13 protein-coding genes and 1 pseudogene are annotated in these 17,045 nt (G+C 48.7%); 8 read left to right on the top strand and 6 right to left on the bottom strand.

Annotated elements, in window-relative coordinates; genetic code table 11:
• Window positions 1–26 precede the first annotated feature (26 nt).
• The 3 genes and pseudogenes from NDI44_RS19260 (at window position 27) to NDI44_RS19250 (ending at window position 1,563) form a co-directional block, all read left to right on the top strand.
• Window positions 27–197 carry a hypothetical protein gene (locus tag NDI44_RS19260; protein WP_190414106.1) on the top strand — a complete coding sequence of 57 codons (171 nt, stop codon included), beginning with the start codon at window positions 27–29 and terminating at the stop codon, window positions 195–197.
• Between the two features lie 21 nt (window positions 198–218).
• Window positions 219–356, top strand: a pseudogene (locus NDI44_RS19255) (endo-1,4-beta-xylanase); the annotation flags it as partial.
• A gap of 34 nt (window positions 357–390) precedes the next feature.
• Window positions 391–1,563 carry a GNAT family N-acetyltransferase gene (locus tag NDI44_RS19250; protein WP_190414101.1) on the top strand — a complete coding sequence of 391 codons (1,173 nt, stop codon included), beginning with the start codon at window positions 391–393 and terminating at the stop codon, window positions 1,561–1,563.
• Between the two features lie 48 nt (window positions 1,564–1,611).
• On the opposite strand, the gene NDI44_RS19245 is transcribed toward NDI44_RS19250, so the two are convergent.
• The 6 genes from NDI44_RS19245 to NDI44_RS19220 all read right to left on the bottom strand — a co-directional run bounded on the left by NDI44_RS19245 (window position 1,612) and on the right by NDI44_RS19220 (window position 7,974).
• Complete coding sequence (locus NDI44_RS19245; RefSeq protein WP_190414099.1) at window positions 1,612–2,820, bottom strand: tetratricopeptide repeat protein; 1,209 nt, start codon at window positions 2,818–2,820, stop codon at window positions 1,612–1,614.
• A 266-nt stretch (window positions 2,821–3,086) separates the two neighbouring features.
• On the bottom strand, window positions 3,087–4,223 hold the full coding sequence (locus NDI44_RS19240) for a Gfo/Idh/MocA family oxidoreductase (RefSeq protein WP_190414098.1): 1,137 nt from the start codon (window positions 4,221–4,223) through the stop codon (window positions 3,087–3,089).
• Window positions 4,220–5,197 (bottom strand): glutathione synthase, encoded by a 978-nt coding sequence (gene gshB, locus NDI44_RS19235; protein WP_190414172.1) that lies wholly within the window; start codon window positions 5,195–5,197, stop codon window positions 4,220–4,222. The genes NDI44_RS19240 and gshB overlap by 4 nt, the downstream gene beginning before the upstream one ends.
• 96 nt (window positions 5,198–5,293) lie before the next feature.
• Complete coding sequence (gene grxC, locus NDI44_RS19230; RefSeq protein WP_190414096.1) at window positions 5,294–5,557, bottom strand: glutaredoxin 3; 264 nt, start codon at window positions 5,555–5,557, stop codon at window positions 5,294–5,296.
• A 277-nt stretch (window positions 5,558–5,834) separates the two neighbouring features.
• Entirely contained in the window at window positions 5,835–6,704 is an 870-nt protein-coding gene (locus tag NDI44_RS19225; RefSeq protein ID WP_190414094.1) for a 2OG-Fe(II) oxygenase, read from the bottom strand.
• Between the two features lie 157 nt (window positions 6,705–6,861).
• Window positions 6,862–7,974, bottom strand: a complete 1,113-nt coding sequence (locus tag NDI44_RS19220) for a PEP-CTERM sorting domain-containing protein (RefSeq protein WP_190414092.1) — start codon at window positions 7,972–7,974, stop codon at window positions 6,862–6,864.
• Window positions 7,975–9,978: 2,004 nt separating this feature from the next.
• On the opposite strand from NDI44_RS19220, the gene NDI44_RS19215 reads away from it, so the two are divergent.
• From NDI44_RS19215 to secA, 5 genes are all read left to right on the top strand, one after another.
• Window positions 9,979–10,881, top strand: coding sequence for an MBL fold metallo-hydrolase (locus NDI44_RS19215; RefSeq protein ID WP_190414088.1), 903 nt, complete (start codon window positions 9,979–9,981; stop codon window positions 10,879–10,881).
• A gap of 64 nt (window positions 10,882–10,945) precedes the next feature.
• Window positions 10,946–12,061 carry a bifunctional riboflavin kinase/FAD synthetase gene (locus NDI44_RS19210; protein ID WP_190414086.1) on the top strand — a complete coding sequence of 372 codons (1,116 nt, stop codon included), beginning with the start codon at window positions 10,946–10,948 and terminating at the stop codon, window positions 12,059–12,061.
• Window positions 12,062–12,319: 258 nt separating this feature from the next.
• Window positions 12,320–13,228, top strand: coding sequence for a MoxR family ATPase (locus NDI44_RS19205; protein WP_190414084.1), 909 nt, complete (start codon window positions 12,320–12,322; stop codon window positions 13,226–13,228).
• A gap of 111 nt (window positions 13,229–13,339) precedes the next feature.
• Window positions 13,340–13,960: a diheme cytochrome C gene (locus NDI44_RS19200; protein ID WP_190414083.1), complete on the top strand. Its 621-nt coding sequence runs from the start codon at window positions 13,340–13,342 to the stop codon at window positions 13,958–13,960.
• Between the two features lie 246 nt (window positions 13,961–14,206).
• The gene (gene secA, locus NDI44_RS19195; RefSeq protein WP_190414081.1) at window positions 14,207–17,023 is read left to right on the top strand and encodes a preprotein translocase subunit SecA; all 2,817 of its coding nucleotides are present in this window, start codon (window positions 14,207–14,209) and stop codon (window positions 17,021–17,023) included.
• Window positions 17,024–17,045: the final 22 nt, after the last annotated feature.

Raw genomic sequence — 17,045 nt, 5'->3', positions numbered from 1 at the left:
CTCAATTTTCTCTGTAGAATTCAAGCATGAAACGCCAAATTTTCTTAGCTTTAATGCTTCTGACGGCTACAGTTTTGATACTTTTTATTGGGCACGGTGCGATTACGAAACCAGCAAACACGGCGACTATTTCACTGCGATCGCTAGCAGGCACACGAGAAATAGGCATTGGTATGGCGGTGGCGATGCAACCCTGATGTCACGATTCTACCTATCGGGAGGTGGTGGCGCGTGAGTTCAATCCCATCGTGGCAGAGAATAGGATGAAGTTTCAGGCAGTTCATCCAGAACGCGATGTCCTCCAAGGACGACCTTCGGTTCGCTTCGATTTCACAGACGCAGATAATGATGGCTGATCGTAAAAAATTAATTAGCAATTAGCAGCCTAATATGACAACTAACTTTGAATTCGGCACGATTTCTAACCCTGAAGAAGCTAAACAGCTTGGGCAAAGCTTAACCCAGTGCTTCAATTCACCGCCAGATAGCTGGCAGATGTATTTAAATCGGATTGGGTTGGAGAACTTCCGCGTCATCCGCCAAGGAGGGCAGGCGGCTGGGGGCTTAGGCATTCTCCACATGGGTCAGTGGTTCGGATCTTCTCGCGTACCAATCGCCGGAATTGCCGCCGTGGGCATTGCGCCAGAGTATCGAGGCACAGGGGTAGCGGCGGCGCTGATGACTAATATTGTTAAGGAGTGTCACGCTAAGGGAATTCCCCTATCGACGCTCTACGCCTCTACCAGCGCCCTTTATCGAAAAGTAGGTTACGAACAAGCTGGGAACTATTGCCGTTTGACGGTGCCGACAGAGACGATTCTGCTCAAAGATCGCACTTTGCCGATGCAGCGCGTGGAAGCGACTCACCACGAATTTCACGAACTCTACCGTCAACGAGCGATCGCTTCCAGTGGCAACTTGGATCGCCACCAAGCCATTTGGCAAGGCATTGTCGAGTCCCCAGAAGACGTGATTTACGCCTACCGAATTGGCTTTGAAGACAAACCAGAAGGTTACGTCATTTTCAGCCAAAAGAGGGGCGACACAAGCTATCACCTTGAAGTCAGAGACATGGTGGCATTAACACCAGCAGCAGCACGTCGTTTGTGGACTTTCTTTGCCGATCACCGTTCTCTCGCAGACAAGGTGATTTGGCAAGGTCAGGCAGGAGACCCGCTTTTGTCTTTACTCACAGAACAAACTTACAAAATTGCCCATTTAGAACGATGGTTGGTGCGAGTCGTTGATGTGCCAAAAGCACTATCAATGCGCGGCTATCCGATTGGGTTAGAAGCCGAATTGCATCTTGAAATTCAAGATAATGTATTGCCCGATAACAATGGAAAATTTGTTTTGGCAGTTTCCGGCGGACGCGGTGAAGTGACAAGAGGCGGACGCGGTGAATTACGGTTAGATGTGCGAGGCTTATCACCTTTATTCACAGGGTTACTGACAGCTCATCAGTTACAAACGATTGGGAAAATTGAAGGGGATGCCGATTCTTTATCGACCGCCATGCTGCTCTTTGCCAGTCCCGAACCGTGGATGCCAGATCATTTTTAGCGGCTCATTAGTTAGCAGCAAGGTAGGCAATGGCTATTATCCTACTAGCTACAATTCACCAATCATTTTTTTGAACCGCTCATGTTGCCGAATTCGATAAAAACTTGATTCATTTTTGGCATAAGTTTTAAATGTATTGGGATCGAGATTAATTGCCTGTTCTAGAGAATCAAGCGCTAAAGAAGCTTTGCCTTGTAGGGCACAGAAGCAAGCTTTGTTATACCAAGCATAAGGGTAGTGAGGATTGATTTCGATGGCTCTGTCACAACAGGCGATCGCTTCTTCGTATCGTTGCAATGCAGCGAGTGCCCCACTCCAGTCAGTCCAGATAGCGGGGTTATCTGGTTTGAGGACAATTGCTTGCTCGTAGGAAGCGATCGCTTCTTTATACCGTTGTAGGCTTCCTAACGCCCAGGCTCGATGGTGCCACGCTTCCCAAAAATCATGTTTTAGTTTAATGGCTTTGTCATAGGAAGCGATCGCTTCTTCGTACCGTTGAGATTTAAGTAGCTGATTGCCTTTTTCATAACAAGCATGATGCGGATTCATGACTCTACGAATTAGCAAAAAAACACCAATCGCCGCTAATAACAAAATGCCGGAATCAGCGTTGAAAGATGCGTATCCCTTCAATACCAATTCCATTGGAACACCAAGCAGTGCCCCAATTGTAAAAGCTGATTTCCAAAAAAGCAGATTTAACGGTTTTACGAATGAGAGCAGAATGAAGAGGGCAATAATTCCATATTTGCTCAGCTTTCTCAGTTTAATTTGAGTTTGATTCGGCAACCACGGCTCGATAATGCCATAACCATCAAGCGGCGGAATTGGCAGAAAGTTGAACTGAATAACGGAAATTTGTAGAATAATTAGGAATGCTAAAGCTGGTCCAATCCAGTGTTCGCTGAATGGCGTCACCCAACCCAGCCAAAAGGGAATCGTGAGCAATAAAGTCACGATTACACTAGCGATGGGACCCGCTGCGGAGACAGCACTTTTCCACCAACGATTGCGTAATTGGCTTTGATTGATGTAAACTGCGGCACCCGGTAAGGCAATCCCACCGATGAGAAGAAAGACGACGGGCAGAACCAAACTCAAAGTTGGATCGGTATATTTGAGGGGATTCAGGGTCAAATACCCCTTATCTTTAACTGAGGTATCCCCGCCCCAATAAGCAACTACCGCATGACCAAACTCGTGTATACAAACAGACACGATCCAGCCAAGACAGACGAAAACTGCGACAGGTAACATTGCTGCCCACCCTGAGGAAAAGCGGTTGAAAAGATGTTTTAATCTAACTCAGCCGCGAGGCAAATGGCAAAGTTGCAACGCGATCCGGTTCGGGTTAAATACGTTTAGATAAATCAGTATTTGAAAGAAGATCCCCCAACCCGCTGATAAATTGGGGGCGATGAGAAAAAAATCTCCTTTTTCAGGAGGCGAAGGGGGTGCAAATAGGTTGCCTCAAAACTTTAACTTAACTGTATTTGAAGCTTAATCTCCTACGTTGACTGTCGCTATGAGCGACTGGCAAGGAAAGTGTCCAAACTTGGCACATCCACCCAGCAACCCGTCTGATGGGATTCATGGGCTAAATCCATCAACAGCTGGGAATAAACTCCCTCTCGCAGCGATGGCGCGATCGCTTTCCCGGCGTCAATTGCCTGCACCCAGTTGTCTACAACTCGGATAAAGGGTGCCAGACGCCCATCCGTATAGGTTTGGGGAAACGCCAGCCGATGCGGAATTTCTACCTCAGCAAGAGGTTTACCCGCAGGTGCCGCCCAGAGGCGAAAACCATGTACGTAATCTTTCTGATTTTCACTGCCCAAGACTAACGTACCGCGATCGCCATAAACTTCGATCCCGTGTGTCCGGGATGCATAGACAACCGAACTGATACACAGTTGGCAAGGCGTCCCATCCGCCAGTTCCAGCATCAGCATACACGTATCATCCGCATCCACCGGCTTCATTTCACCCGTGTTCGAGTCTGGACGAGAAGGAATTCCTGTAATCAGCTGGGCACACAGTCGCCGCACAGGTGCAAACAACCAGCTAATGTAATCAAAAGCGTGAGAACCGACGGCTCCCAATGCTCCTCCTCCCTGGTCTTTCCGAGAATACCAGTTCCACGGGCGCGTGGCATCGGCACGACTCGACACCAGCCAATCAATCTTGATCAGGCGCTGTTGCCCCACATACCCTTCTGCTAAAAGTTCCGCAAATCGCTGCCATGCGGGGACAAAGCGAAATTCAAAATCGAGGGTAGCGATCGCGCCGTTTTCTCTCGCCAACTGATACAACTGACGTGCCTCAGTCGCTGACAGGGCTGTGGGTTTTTCTAATAATAGATGCTTCCCAGCTTGCAACACCGTCTTCGCCATTTCATAGTGCAAAAAGGGTGGCGTTGAAATACTGACAGCGGCGACATCTGGCAAAGCGACGATTTTTTCTAGGGTGTCGCAAGCGTGGGGGATATTCTGGGCAGAAGCGAGAGCGATCGCTTTATTCAAATCCCGATTGTAAACGGCAACCACCTGAGTACGCGGGTGTGCCTGGAATCCGGGGATGTGGATTTTCTGACCAAATCCAGTCCCCACCACTGCTACGCCAATCGGGTTCGATGCTTGGGCTGAATTGCTGAATGTCATGCAGGGTTTTCCGATCTAAACTTTTCCACCCATTCAATCACTTGATAGCCGAGACGGGTGCCATCAAGTCGATCGATTTCTCGGATGCCAGTAGGACTGGTGACATTCACTTCCGTGAGGTAGCCGCCAATCACATCAATCCCGACAAAAATTAAACCATCCTGGCGCAGTGTAGGAGCCAGTTGGGCGCAGATTTCGCGCTCTCGTTGGGTAATTTCCGTCTGAGCGACTCTCCCCCCGACTGCCATATTGCCACGAAATTCTTTACCCGTAGGAATGCGATTCACGGCTCCAATTGGTTCGCCATTGAGCAAAATAATTCGCTTGTCCCCCTCTTTTGCGGCGGGTAAGTAAGTTTGCACCATCACGGGAACTCGTGCTTGAAGAGTACTGAGTTCTATCAGGGAATTAAAGTTGCGATCGCTCGGATCTAAAAATAAAATCCCTTCCCCTGCCTTATTTCCTAACGGCTTCAGGATTGCTGCCCCTTTGGCCTCCAAAAACTGCCGGATCACCTGCTTATCCGCACTGACAATCGTTTCCGGAATCGCCTCCTTAAACTGGAGTGCGTACATCTTCTCATTTGCCGCCCGCAACCCATTGGGGGCGTTGATGACCAAGGTTTTCGTTGGATCGATATAGTCCAGAATGTAGGTGGCGTAGAGGTAAGGAACGGTCACTGGCGGATCTGTTCGCATGAAAACCGCGTCCATTCCTTCCAGCGGTTGTAAAACGCGATCGCCGACAGAAAACCATCGCGACTCCGCCACCCAGCGTCCTTCCACCAGTTGCACCGGCGTCAGTTGCACCGGCTCAAGCAACGCCCAAGCCTTGCCATCCCCCACACTCAATAAATTCGCCTGAGTAATCCAAACTTCGTGTCCCAGTGCTTGTGCTGCTTCCATCAGCGCCACACTGGTATCGTGACCGGGATCTAGGCGTTCGATGGGGTCAATAATAAAAGCAAGTTTCATGTTAGCTATCAGCTTTTTGTCTTTTGTCCATTGTCCGCTGTTCGCTGCCCGTTGTTCGCTGTCCGTTGTCCGCAAACAGCCACTCAGGACAAATGACTATGCTGATTGCAGGAGTGGATCGAGCTTACCTTGAGCTTCTAGCGCATAGGTATCATCGCACCCCCCAATATGCCGATCGTTGATAAAAACTTGAGGTACGGAACGCCGCCCACTTGAACGTTTTGCCATCTCCGCCCGTGCCGCCTCATCCCCATCAATGCAGTATTCGATATAATCAACCCCTTTTTTATCGAGCAAAGCCTTGGCACGGATGCAGAAGGGGCAGCTGCTCCAGGTATAAATTTCCACTTTAGGAGCCATCTTGTCCTCAAATATTAAGTAATTTTTCTTGATCTTAGTCTAGTCAAACCCATCTATATTTTGTTTTCCGAGTAAAGTTTACTGAAAATCTTGGCTTGCTTAGTTAGCACGTCCCGTACCGGAAGTCCCGCTCCATCCTAAAAAGCTCCCCGCTTAATCAAAGCGGAGAGCTTCTTGTGGAAGTTTCCCAAAAATCAATCCTTAAGGGAAAATAGCCATTGAATATTGCTTAGCGCTGAAGCTAGAGAAAGAAAATCTAGCTGAAGGCGCAAAAATATCAACGTCGAACCCATCCGTTAATCGTAAAGCGACTATCTGCGAAGGCTTTTGAGGGACATTGCACAGGTAATACTTCATGCATATAACGACTGAGAAAAAGCACAATGCTATTATTACGAGGCTCAACTGTTTTAAAGGAATCAGCCTTCACGTAAAAGTTATTTTCAATCTTGCTGTCATAAATTAGTAGCTCTCCACCAGAGAAAGCTTTGGGTTCTCGGTAAAAGTAGTAAACATAGGTTAATTCTCTGGTAGCAGTATCAGGACTACCATTATCATTGTGAACTTTGTAGTAATTTCCATCATTGTGAGAGGTTAATTGTGACTCAATTTGAGATACAGGAAATGATGGAATCCCTAATTTACTAAATATATCCGGTAAAATTGCTCGCAGGCGATTGACTATCCGTTCTGAAAACTCAGGGAAAGAGTAGAGAGCCATAGACCGACGATAATCAGTCGCATCGGTTGAAATGCTGGTAGGTACAAAGGCTGGCTCTTTTTTAAACACATAGTCGAGTAGTTGTTTGTGTTCCTCTTGAGTCAGAAAATTGTCAATTTGCACGTAGGGAGAAGCTAAAACATCCGTTGGTTGAGGTTTAAGTTCCTCTTGCATCACAAAAACAGAGGGTTCAGTAACTACACCAACCAGATGTTCGCTTGGAAAACACAGAGAAGCGCGACCCTCATCAATCGGAATCTGGAACAACCCATAAAAACCATCTTCTTGCTTATAAGAGCGAGCCACAACAGTTTTTAACAGATTTTCTAGCATAGGGGCGTCTGACTTTAGAAAGACAGTGTATTGATGTCCCCCTGCCAAGAGAAGTTTGACTTTTATCTCTTTGACTTCAACAGATGTTTCCATAAGTTTTCCTACTTTCACATACCTATCGCATTGAGATTTTTGGCTTGAAGTAAATTCACCCTGAGCAAAAGCTTCTCACCGTATCGTAAGTGAGAAGCTCTTTTTGAAATATGTATCTCTACAGAAGGTAAAACAGTCGCTTAACTAGCTCTTAACGCTACTGTGCGTTTGTCTTCCGTCTTTTGCCAAACCGCATGGCTGCAAAACTTGTCAGCATGAGTGCGCCCACTGTACTGGGTTCGGGTACTGGTCTAGGGTTACTCTTAGTGCCGCCGCCGGTGCCGTTAGAGCCGGAACCGTAGTCAATCCCCGTACCGCCATTGCTGTAATCGACGCCAGTGGTGCCACCTGGTGTTGGTGCTGGGGCTGGAGCTGGAGCTGGGGCCGGAGCTGGAGCAGGTGCCGGAGCTGGAGCTGGGGCCGGAGCTGGAGCAGGTGCTGGAGCTGGTGCCGGAGCTGGGGCCGGAGCTGGAGCAGGTGCTGGGGCCGGAGCTGGAGCAGGTGCTGGGGCTGGTGCCGGAGCTGGGGCCGGAGCTGGAGCAGGTGCCGGGGCTGGTGCCGGAGCTGGCGCGGGTGCTGGCGCGGGTGCTGGCGCGGGTGCTGGCGCGGGTGCTGGCGCGGGTGCTGGCGCGGGTGCTGGCGCGGGTGCTGGTGCTGGCGCGGGTGCTGGGGGAGCGGTTGCGATTAGTTTGCTGCTTCCCTCACGACTATTTCCGGTGCCTACGCTCATCACGCGCACTCCGAAGTCCTGACCATAAAACTGAGCAAGGGTTAAAGCTGTTGTGGCATGGGACAGGGTAAAAACGGCCGTTTGAAAGTCGTCCTTACCGCCCTTCAAACCTGTGTCACCAATTTCTATACCAAATTCAAATGAGTGATTGCCTCCATCGCCATTCAAATTAGCTTGACCAACAGTGCTAAGGTTGCCGCTGGTGTTATAGGCAGTCGTGGTTATTAATTCGTTTTTACCTGTTTGGTTCTGACCAACTACGCTCAGACCGCTTAGGAGCGAGTTATCAAGAATGTTGAAGAAGACTCCACGTAGGTCGGCAAACGATACCTTCGTGTCAACACCAATTGTAAACTGAACTTTGCCTGCGCCTGCTGCGGTGTCATCCAAAGTAAAGTTGACCTTCGCCGCAGAACCTGTGAAGGGAGAGGCGCTAAAAGTCATAGAGGCAGCATGGGCTGGGGAAAATGCAGAAGATGCGATCGCAACACCAGCAGCCACGAAGGAATAACTAAGTAGAGTTGGGATTGTCCTTTTCATCGTAATTAAAACCTTTACCAATTTAAGAGTGAACTGAAGTTGCGCTATGGAATCTGCGATCTTTGCACTACAGTGCAAGGTTGTATATCACAGGATGTTTAAACATCAATGAAATGCCTTGAACTTGTAGATTTCCCCTGATTTTCCTGAAAATCAATCATGTTTAATTTATTGTTACTTCTACTGTAGAGAGTATTCTTTTGATTGTCTATCGATTTTTTAAAACTTCTTCGTATCTTCATTTAAACTCAAATTATGAGTATTTTTTTGCTGATGTCCGAGCATTTCTCTAGGCATTTACCTATAAAAGCCAGTACGATTAAAACTGATGCTTGCGCCTTGAAATTCTTTCCAGTCAATCATTCTGGGCAGTAATCGCAAGGTTTCAACTTTTGCAATTACCGCAAAATATCGAGCTTCAATATTAAGTGTTTCACATTTATAGGTGTAACGTCTTCAGCAGAACTACGCACTTATTTGGGTGATACAAATCCTATAAAAGCCATTTTCAGTATTTACCGAGTCGAAACACGAGGTTGAATATTTTAGGCAGGTTACTTTACCGCCAAAATCATAAGTAAATTCTTTTTGGCACTGATATCAATACGGATTGATTTCGCGATTAGCTAAATCAATCCTGCTTGCTTTGAGTATTTACCGAGGGTAAACAGCCTTCTCAAGGGTAAGTATGCGAAGCCCTGAAGTGGTATTACTGCTATACATAGATTCGGTTTAGCTAAAATAAACAACGCTTCAAGCAAGTTTTGAGACCATTTCACCTGAATGTCGCCACAAGTAAATTGCTGAAAGTCCTTGCTGTCAAGACTTGTGCCATTCAAAACCTGAAATCCAAAATCTAAAGTGGGATGAGACAGCGCAGTTATAGCGGTTCTCGCTGGTATTCCCTGCAAGGCTGATGTTCGGACAAATAATTGTTCGCCTCTCCAGCGTGTACTCAACGGAGAAGGGCTATTGTCTTGCTACCGACTTGAGCAATCTTGTTAAAGGCAATCGTAGTAGTCAGCTGGGTGCCCCTCGGTACTAGGCAAGCAATAAATACAATGATTCAGAGTTTACAAGACCTGGCAGAGGCTGGTAGCGGGTAGATATCTTTCCTTGCTTAATATGGCTGTGTATACCGAGCTGACGAAGGTTGTTGAACCAGATATTCTAGGCGCACGCTAGATAATCAGTGATGCCAGAAGTGGAGGAGGTGACTGATGAAAGCACCTGAGTGCCAGAGTGCCCGTCACAAAAAGCGCTTTTTTGATGGCTTTATATTTTGCTCTGATTCAGATTCTGATATAGATGAGCTGCATTCCCAAAGAACGCCCTCAATCCCCCTCAATCTATATGTGGGCAACGAGTTCAGGAGAGCGTTGTGATTCTCAATCAACTCTTACTAAAAAAGTTTCACTTAACTAAGCGGCAGGCAATCTAGACTCAGACTTGGTAAGATCCATATAGAGAGGGAGAGGTAATCCGCTCCTCTTAGGAAATTTTGCTCTCCAGGTGTGCAACTTCATCTGTCTACACAAGGCAAGTTTTATCCTCTAGCGACTTGTTTATATTTTGAAGGTGAGCTAGATCACAGATTACTGTTGCACAAGTGCCAGACGTTTTTACAACTAAACTGCTAAGCTTTTTAAATTAATCCAAAAGCTAGCGTCCTCCTAGTTTGGATGCGTGTCCTACCAGAGGCAATAGCGTAACTTAAAAAGTTTCCGTAAAAAACGCTTGCAAAAGCGGCATCTGTAATTATGCCAGGGAGCAGTTTTGAGTCATACTCAAATAGAAGAATAGGGTCTTCTGCCGGATCACTCTCTAGTACGTCAGCCGCTGAATTGTTGAGCCTGGTTTGGCAACCAAGGCTTTTTGAGATTGGCTGGACTTTCCTCAAGCAGGCACGGTCCCAATCTCGTGCAGGCTTCTGGCATCAAACTATATGCACAATCAGTAAAACCTTTTTGATGACCCGCGATCGGAATCCTACAGGCAACACCCATGTCTAGCATGCAAAACCTATTCACAATTCACTTTTGGGGAGTAAGAGGAAGTATCGCCTGTCCGGGGCCGGAGACAGTCCGGTATGGAGGCAATACGCCTTGTGTTGAGATGAGAGTGGGTGGTGAACGCCTGATTTTCGATGGCGGCACTGGCCTACGAGTATTAGGGCAATCCCTGCTATCTCAAATGCCGGTGGAAGCTTATATGTTCTTCACCCACTCCCACTGGGACCACATTCAAGGGTTTCCTTTCTTTGTTCCTGCTTTTATTAAGGGGAATCGGTTTCATATTCATGGAACGGTTGCTCCGAACGGTTCGACGATTGAGCAGCGCCTGCGCGACCAAATGCTCCACCCAAATTTTCCCGTGCCTTTACAAATCATGGGAGCCGATTTGAAATTCTACGATTTGCCAATCGGGCAAAAGGTACAAATTGGAGAAATTACAGTCGAAAATGCCCTGTTAAACCATCCTGGGGAAGCTGTGGGATACCGCGTTAACTGGCGGGGTTGCGCTGCCGCCTACGTAACCGATACAGAACACTCCCCGACTCGCATGGATGAAAAAGTTTTGTGGCTGGCTCGGAATGCAGATGTCCTAATTTATGATGCTACCTACACGGATGAGGAATACGACTCACCCAAATCTTCTAAAGTAGGTTGGGGACATTCGACCTGGCAGGAAGCCGTGAAAGTAGCTCGTGCCGCGAATGTGAAAAAACTGGTAATTTTCCACCACGATCCGCTGCACAATGATGATTTTCTCGATCGGGTTGGCGAACAGGTGGCGCAAGAGTTTCCCGAAGCGATAATGGCGCGGGAAGGCTTGTCAATTCAGCTAGTGCCACAGAATCATCTGCCAAATGCGATCGCTGTCCAAGAAGCGGGCGTTTCTGCCTAAATTGGTCATTGGCTAATCCTTTATGACTAATGACGAACGACTAAATTATGTAAAAATGTAAAGCGTGTGGGTAACTTCTTCTCCTGACACTGCTCTAAAACCAACCGCTGTTGCCTTGGGAAACTTTGATGGTGTGCATCGCGGGCATCAACAGGTCGTCAAACCAATTTTGAAGGCTTCTGACGTTCCGGGTGTACCAACGCTTCCTCCATCGTCCCTGCATCGGCGGTTAGAATACCATTGGCAAAGCCAAAGTGAGGACACGGGACGGTCGCCTGAGACGAAAATTCTCAGTTCCAACGAATATCCCATCGCTACAGTGGTGACGTTTAATCCGCATCCGCGAGAGTTTTTTACAGGTCAACGCCGAGGACTGCTAACACCCCGACCCGAAAAAGTACGACAACTAGAGGCATTGGGTGTGGAACAGCTGGTGCTGTTGCCTTTTGACAGGGAACTGGCTGCTTTGAGTCCGCAGCAGTTTGTAGAAAAGATTTTGGTGGGACAACTCAGAGCGCAAAGTGTGAGTGTCGGAGAGGATTTTCGCTTTGGGTGCCAAAGAGCGGGTACGGGGGCGGACTTAAAAGCGATCGCGCACTCTTATGGCATTCCTGTCACCTTAGTGCCTTTGCAAACCTGTGAAGGCGAACGGATTAGCAGTTCAGTCATCCGTCAAGCACTCCAGGAAGGAGACTTACAGCAGGCAAATCGGTTATTAGGGCGTCCTTACACGCTCACTGGATTAGTCGTGAAAGGACAACAACTAGGCAGAACCATCGGATTTCCTACCGCCAACCTACAACTTCCTTCAGAAAAGTTTTTACCCCGACAGGGCGTTTATTGTGTCAGAGTTTATAGCGAAACCGAGGATGGTTCGGAAGCCACCGGGCAAACAGAAACAGGGAATGGGGAAGCCAAAGTAGCGGCGGATGGTTGTTCCTTGCCAATAGAGGGCATCGGCGTGATGAATATTGGCAATCGCCCCACGGTAGACGGTACCACCTCCACCGTAGAAGTTCACCTGTTAGATTGGGTCGGAGATTTATATGGAAAGACCTTAACTGTGAGCTTGGAACAGTTTTTGCGCCCCGAACAAAAATTTGCTTCCCTGGACGCGCTTAAGACGCAAATACAGGTAGACTGCGAGGCAGCAAGAGCCTTATTTAGGACTGAGGACTGAGGACTGAGGAGTCGAAGAGTGAGGAGCCAAAGAGTGAGGGTTGAGGACTGAGGACTGCAATAGAGTGAGGTGAGATACAAATACAGGCAGACTGCGAGGCAGCAAGAGCCTTTTTACTTTTTAAGCGTGAATTGCTAAGCGGTCTTATTCATCCATCCTCAGTCGTCATCAGTCATTGTTACTGTTCGCAGACAACAGGCAACAGACGACGGACAATGGACGAATTCACTACTGACGAATGACGAAAAAATAACGACTATGAGACAACGTATTGAGCAGCTGACGCAAAATCTGGGTCGCACAGTTGTCGGCAAAGCAGATGCCATTCGCTTAGTGCTAGTAGCCCTCCTTTCCGGTGGTCACGCCCTGTTGGAAGATGTCCCTGGCGTTGGTAAAACCCTGTTGGCTAAATCGCTGGCACGCTCGATTGACGGAAAGTTTCAACGCATTCAATGTACTCCGGATCTTTTGCCCACTGATATCACCGGCACGAATATCTGGAATCCCGCCGGACGCGAGTTTGAATTTCTGCCGGGACCCGTGTTTGCAAACGTGCTGCTGGCAGACGAAATTAACCGTGCCACCCCCCGCACCCAATCTGCTTTATTAGAAGTGATGGAAGAGCGACAAGTCACCGTTGATGGGGTTTCTCGCACCGTACCCAATCCGTTTTTTGCGATCGCAACTCAGAACCCAATTGAGTATCAAGGCACGTTTCCGTTGCCAGAAGCCCAAATGGATCGCTTCACAGTTTCCTTAACTTTGGGCTATCCCAGCGAGCAAGAAGAACTCCAAATGCTGCAACGGCTCGCTGAAGGCGTTAGGGTAGAAGATTTACAGCCCTGTATTTCCCTGGAAGACGTGCTGGAGTTACGGCGTCTGTGTGGCGGCGTGAAGGTAGAGGCGTCTTTGCAACAGTACATTCTCGACTTGGTGCGGGCGACGAGGGAAGATGAAGAAATTACGCTCGGTGCCAGTCCTCGCGGTACCGTTGCCTTGCAGCGAAGTACCCAAGCACTGGCTTTTTTGGAAGGGCGGGATTATGCTATTCCCGATGATGTGAAGTTCCTGGCACCTCACGTCCTTTCCCATCGTCTCATTCCATCGGGCGGTCGCCGTGCTAAGACGATTGTGGAGCGTCTGCTGCGCTCGATTCCGATTCCATAGACTTTTGTCCCTTGTCAGTTGTCTTTTGGTAGTAGGTAGTAGGTAGCAGGTAGTCGGTGTAACTCACAAACCACAACCCACGACCCATTACCCATTACCCAAGCATCCGTTATGCCAAAGCTTGTCCGGTCAAAAACCCGCTCCCGCTCTTTCCCTGGGCGAGAAGCCGCGCCTAAGGGCATCCGCAAGCGATCGCTTTTTACTTTGTTTTTGCTGCTCTTAGTCTGGAGCATCATCCTGGGATGGGGAATGGCAATGGCGATGGACGTTCAGAGCAAAGTCCCCATTGCCCAAATGTCCCCAACCACTGCCAACACAGCGACAGAAATAATGGGCACCGTCGATCCGGTTATCAGTCGCCTCGAATTGGGACAGCAACTTTACGTGGATAACTGTTCCACCTGTCACATTGCCGTCCCCCCAGCCGTTCTGCCGATGGAAACCTGGAAAAATCTGCTGCAAGAAACGCACCAACATTACGGGACGCAGTTGCCGCGCATCATCACTCCCTCACTTTTACTGATTTGGGATTACGTGAGGACTTACTCTCGTCCCCAACTAGAAAAAGAAACCGTGCCCTATCGGGTTACAGAATCTCGCTATTTAAAAGCACTTCATCCTCGCGTCGAACTGCCCCAGCCCGTAAAACTCTCTAGTTGCGTCACCTGTCACCCTGGCGCTAATCAATACAACTTCCGGGATCTGACTGCTGAATGGGAAAATTCACCCTAAAGTTAGACGGGATGCCCGTACCATCTCAGCCTAAGTGGAAATGATACGATGATTGATAAATGCCGAAGGTCGTTGGAGGCATAAAACCGCTAGGCAGAAAGATGAATCAAGTAGGACTTCTCCGCTGACTTCTGACTTCTGACTCCTAAGTTCATCCTTCATCCTTCATCCTGCGAAGAAAGCACCGCTATACGCGACAGCGAATCGCTAACATCCTTCATCCTTCTAAAGTTTCCTTTTGCTGCTATGTTTAAAAAATTACTGGGCGACCCCAACGCACGCAAGCTCAAAAAATACCAACCTTATGTTGTAGATATCAACCTCTTGGAGGAAGAAATCCAAGCGCTGTCCGACGAACAACTGACGGGCAAAACCGCAGAATTTAAACAGCGACTGGAGAAAACTAAGACAGCGCGGGAACGCCAAGAACTGTTGGATGAGTTGCTCCCAGAAGCTTTTGCAGTCGTGCGGGAAGCAGGGCGGAGAGTTTTGGGAATGCGCCACTTTGACGTGCAGATGCTCGGTGGGATTGTTCTGCACAAAGGTCAAATCGCCGAAATGAAAACTGGGGAAGGAAAAACCCTGGTATCAACCCTACCGGCTTACCTCAACGCCCTGACTGGCAAGGGAGTCCACGTAGTCACGGTCAATGACTACCTGGCGAGGCGCGATGCCGAGTGGATGGGTCAGGTGCATCGGTTCTTGGGCTTGAGCGTAGGGCTGATTCAATCGGGAATGGGGCCAAGCGAACGCCAGAAAAATTACGCCTGCGATATTACTTACGCCACGAACAGCGAACTAGGTTTTGATTACCTGCGCGACAACATGGCAACCTCAATGGCGGATGTGGTACAGCGTCCCCCGAACTATTGCATCATCGACGAAGTAGACTCGGTGTTGATTGACGAGGCGCGGACGCCGTTGATTATTTCCGGGCAAGTCGAGCGTCCAACTGAGAAGTACATGAAGGCGGCAGCGATCGCGTCGGCCCTGGAAAAGGAAGTTGAGAGCGACGGGAATAAGCAAGGGCATTACGAGGTAGATGAAAAAGCTCGTAACGTTCTGATGACCGATGAAGGGTTTGCCAGAGCAGAACAGCTGCTAGAAGTCAAGGATTTGTACGACCCCAACGATCCTTGGGCGCACTATATCTTTAATGCGATTAAGGCAAAAGAGCTGTTTAAAAAAGATGTAAATTATATCGTCCGCGACGGGGAAGTCGTGATTGTGGATGAGTTTACGGGGCGGGTACTCCCCGGTCGTCGCTGGAGTGACGGACTCCACCAAGCGATTGAGGCGAAAGAGCGGGTAGAAATTCAGAATGAAACGCAAACACTCGCGACGATTACTTATCAAAATTTCTTCTTGCTGTATGAAAAGCTCGGCGGGATGACCGGAACGGCAAAGACAGAAGAAGCCGAATTTGAAAAAATCTACAAACTGGAAGTTACGCAAATTCCCACTAATAGACCGAGCGGACGGGGAGATATGCCCGATGTGGTCTACAAGGTAGAGGCAGGAAAGTGGCGGGCGATCGCTGAAGAGTGTGCGGAAATGCACAAAGTTGGGCGACCCGTCCTTGTGGGAACAACCAGCGTAGAAAAATCAGAACTCCTGTCAACTCTGTTGAGCGAGCGAGAAGTGCCGCACAACCTGCTGAATGCCAAACCGGAAAATGTAGAGCGGGAGTCGGAAATTGTCGCTCAAGCCGGTCGCAAAGGGAAAGTGACGATTGCGACGAACATGGCGGGTCGCGGAACCGACATCATTTTGGGCGGGAATGCGGACTATATGGCACGCCTGAAGCTGCGGGAATACTTGATGCCCAAGATTGTGCAGCCGGAAGAAGAAGATAGTTTTGCCTTAAGCCAGGTTGCAGGAGCGCCAGGACGTGCCCCCGCGCAGGGGTTTACTCCCGGTAAGAAGGTGAAAAGCTGGAAGGTTAGCCCGCAAATTTTCCCGACTCAGTTATCCAAGGATACGGAACAAAAGCTGAAAAGTGCGGTAGATTTTGCCGTACAGCAATATGGAGAGCGGAGCCTGCCAGAGTTGGAGGCAGAGGATAAGCTAGCCGTTGCCTCAGAAAAAGCACCGACGGATGACGCGGTCATCCAAAGGCTGCGGGAGGTTTACAACTTAATTCACAAAGAGTACGAACAATTTACGAGCGCCGAACACGAAGAAGTGATCCAGTTGGGCGGTTTGCACGTTATCGGCACAGAACGCCACGAGTCGCGCCGGATTGACAACCAGTTGCGGGGTCGCGCCGGACGGCAAGGAGACCCAGGCTCGACGAAGTTTTTCTTGAGTTTGGAAGACAACCTGTTGCGGATTTTTGGTGGCGATCGCGTGGCAGGATTGATGGATCGATTGCGGGTAGAGGAGGATATGCCCATTGAATCCGGGATGCTAACCCGGAGTCTGGAAGGGGCGCAGAAAAAAGTCGAAACCTACTACTACGACATCCGGAAGCAGGTATTTGAGTACGACGAGGTGATGAACAACCAGCGTCGCGCTATTTATGCCGAACGCCGCCGCGTCTTAGAAGGGCTGGATTTGAAAGAACAGGTGATTCAGTATGCCGAGCGGACAATGGATGACATTGTGGAGGCTTACGTCAATCCAGAATTACCTTCGGAAGAATGGGATTTAAACAGCCTTGTCGCCAAGGTGAAGGAATTTGTCAATCTGTTGGCAGATTTGGAGCCGTCCCATCTAGAAGACATGAGCGTTGGGGAAATCAAAACTTTCTTGCAAGAAGAAGTGCGAAAAGCCTACGACCTCAAAGAATCGACTGTTGATCAAATTCAGCCTGGTTTGATGCGCCAAGCCGAGCGGTTTTTTATCTTGCAGCAAATTGATACCCTTTGGCGGGAACACCTACAAGCAATGGACGCCTTGCGCGAGTCGGTAGGTTTGCGCGGCTACGGTCAAAAAGACCCTCTGATTGAGTACAAGCAGGAAGGGTATGAGATGTTTCTAGACATGATGACGGATATCCGCCGTAATGTCGTGTATTCGTTGTTCCAGTTCCAGCCGCAGGTTCAGCCGCAAGCGGTGTAAAAGAATTAAAAATTAAAAATTG

Source organism: Trichocoleus sp. DQ-A3 (assembly GCF_039961975.1).
In the GTDB taxonomy this organism is placed as follows: Bacteria; Cyanobacteriota; Cyanobacteriia; order Cyanobacteriales; family FACHB-T130; genus FACHB-T130.
The sequence above is the reverse complement of the archived record's forward strand: the minus strand, read 5'-3'. Positions and strand labels throughout refer to the sequence as shown.

Bases quoted from the DNA above. Each gene is read 5' to 3' on its own strand.
- NDI44_RS19260 (WP_190414106.1), top strand. From the start codon at position 27: ATGAAACGCCAAATTTTCTTAGCTTTAATGCTTCTGACGGCTACAGTT.
- NDI44_RS19250 (WP_190414101.1), top strand. From the start codon at position 391: ATGACAACTAACTTTGAATTCGGCACGATTTCTAACCCTGAAGAAGCT.
- NDI44_RS19245 (WP_190414099.1), bottom strand. From the start codon at position 2,820: ATGTTACCTGTCGCAGTTTTCGTCTGTCTTGGCTGGATCGTGTCTGTT.
- NDI44_RS19240 (WP_190414098.1), bottom strand. From the start codon at position 4,223: ATGACATTCAGCAATTCAGCCCAAGCATCGAACCCGATTGGCGTAGCA.
- gshB (WP_190414172.1), bottom strand. From the start codon at position 5,197: ATGAAACTTGCTTTTATTATTGACCCCATCGAACGCCTAGATCCCGGT.
- grxC (WP_190414096.1), bottom strand. From the start codon at position 5,557: ATGGCTCCTAAAGTGGAAATTTATACCTGGAGCAGCTGCCCCTTCTGC.
- NDI44_RS19225 (WP_190414094.1), bottom strand. From the start codon at position 6,704: ATGGAAACATCTGTTGAAGTCAAAGAGATAAAAGTCAAACTTCTCTTG.
- NDI44_RS19220 (WP_190414092.1), bottom strand. From the start codon at position 7,974: ATGAAAAGGACAATCCCAACTCTACTTAGTTATTCCTTCGTGGCTGCT.
- NDI44_RS19215 (WP_190414088.1), top strand. From the start codon at position 9,979: ATGTCTAGCATGCAAAACCTATTCACAATTCACTTTTGGGGAGTAAGA.
- NDI44_RS19205 (WP_190414084.1), top strand. From the start codon at position 12,320: ATGAGACAACGTATTGAGCAGCTGACGCAAAATCTGGGTCGCACAGTT.
- NDI44_RS19200 (WP_190414083.1), top strand. From the start codon at position 13,340: ATGCCAAAGCTTGTCCGGTCAAAAACCCGCTCCCGCTCTTTCCCTGGG.
- secA (WP_190414081.1), top strand. From the start codon at position 14,207: ATGTTTAAAAAATTACTGGGCGACCCCAACGCACGCAAGCTCAAAAAA.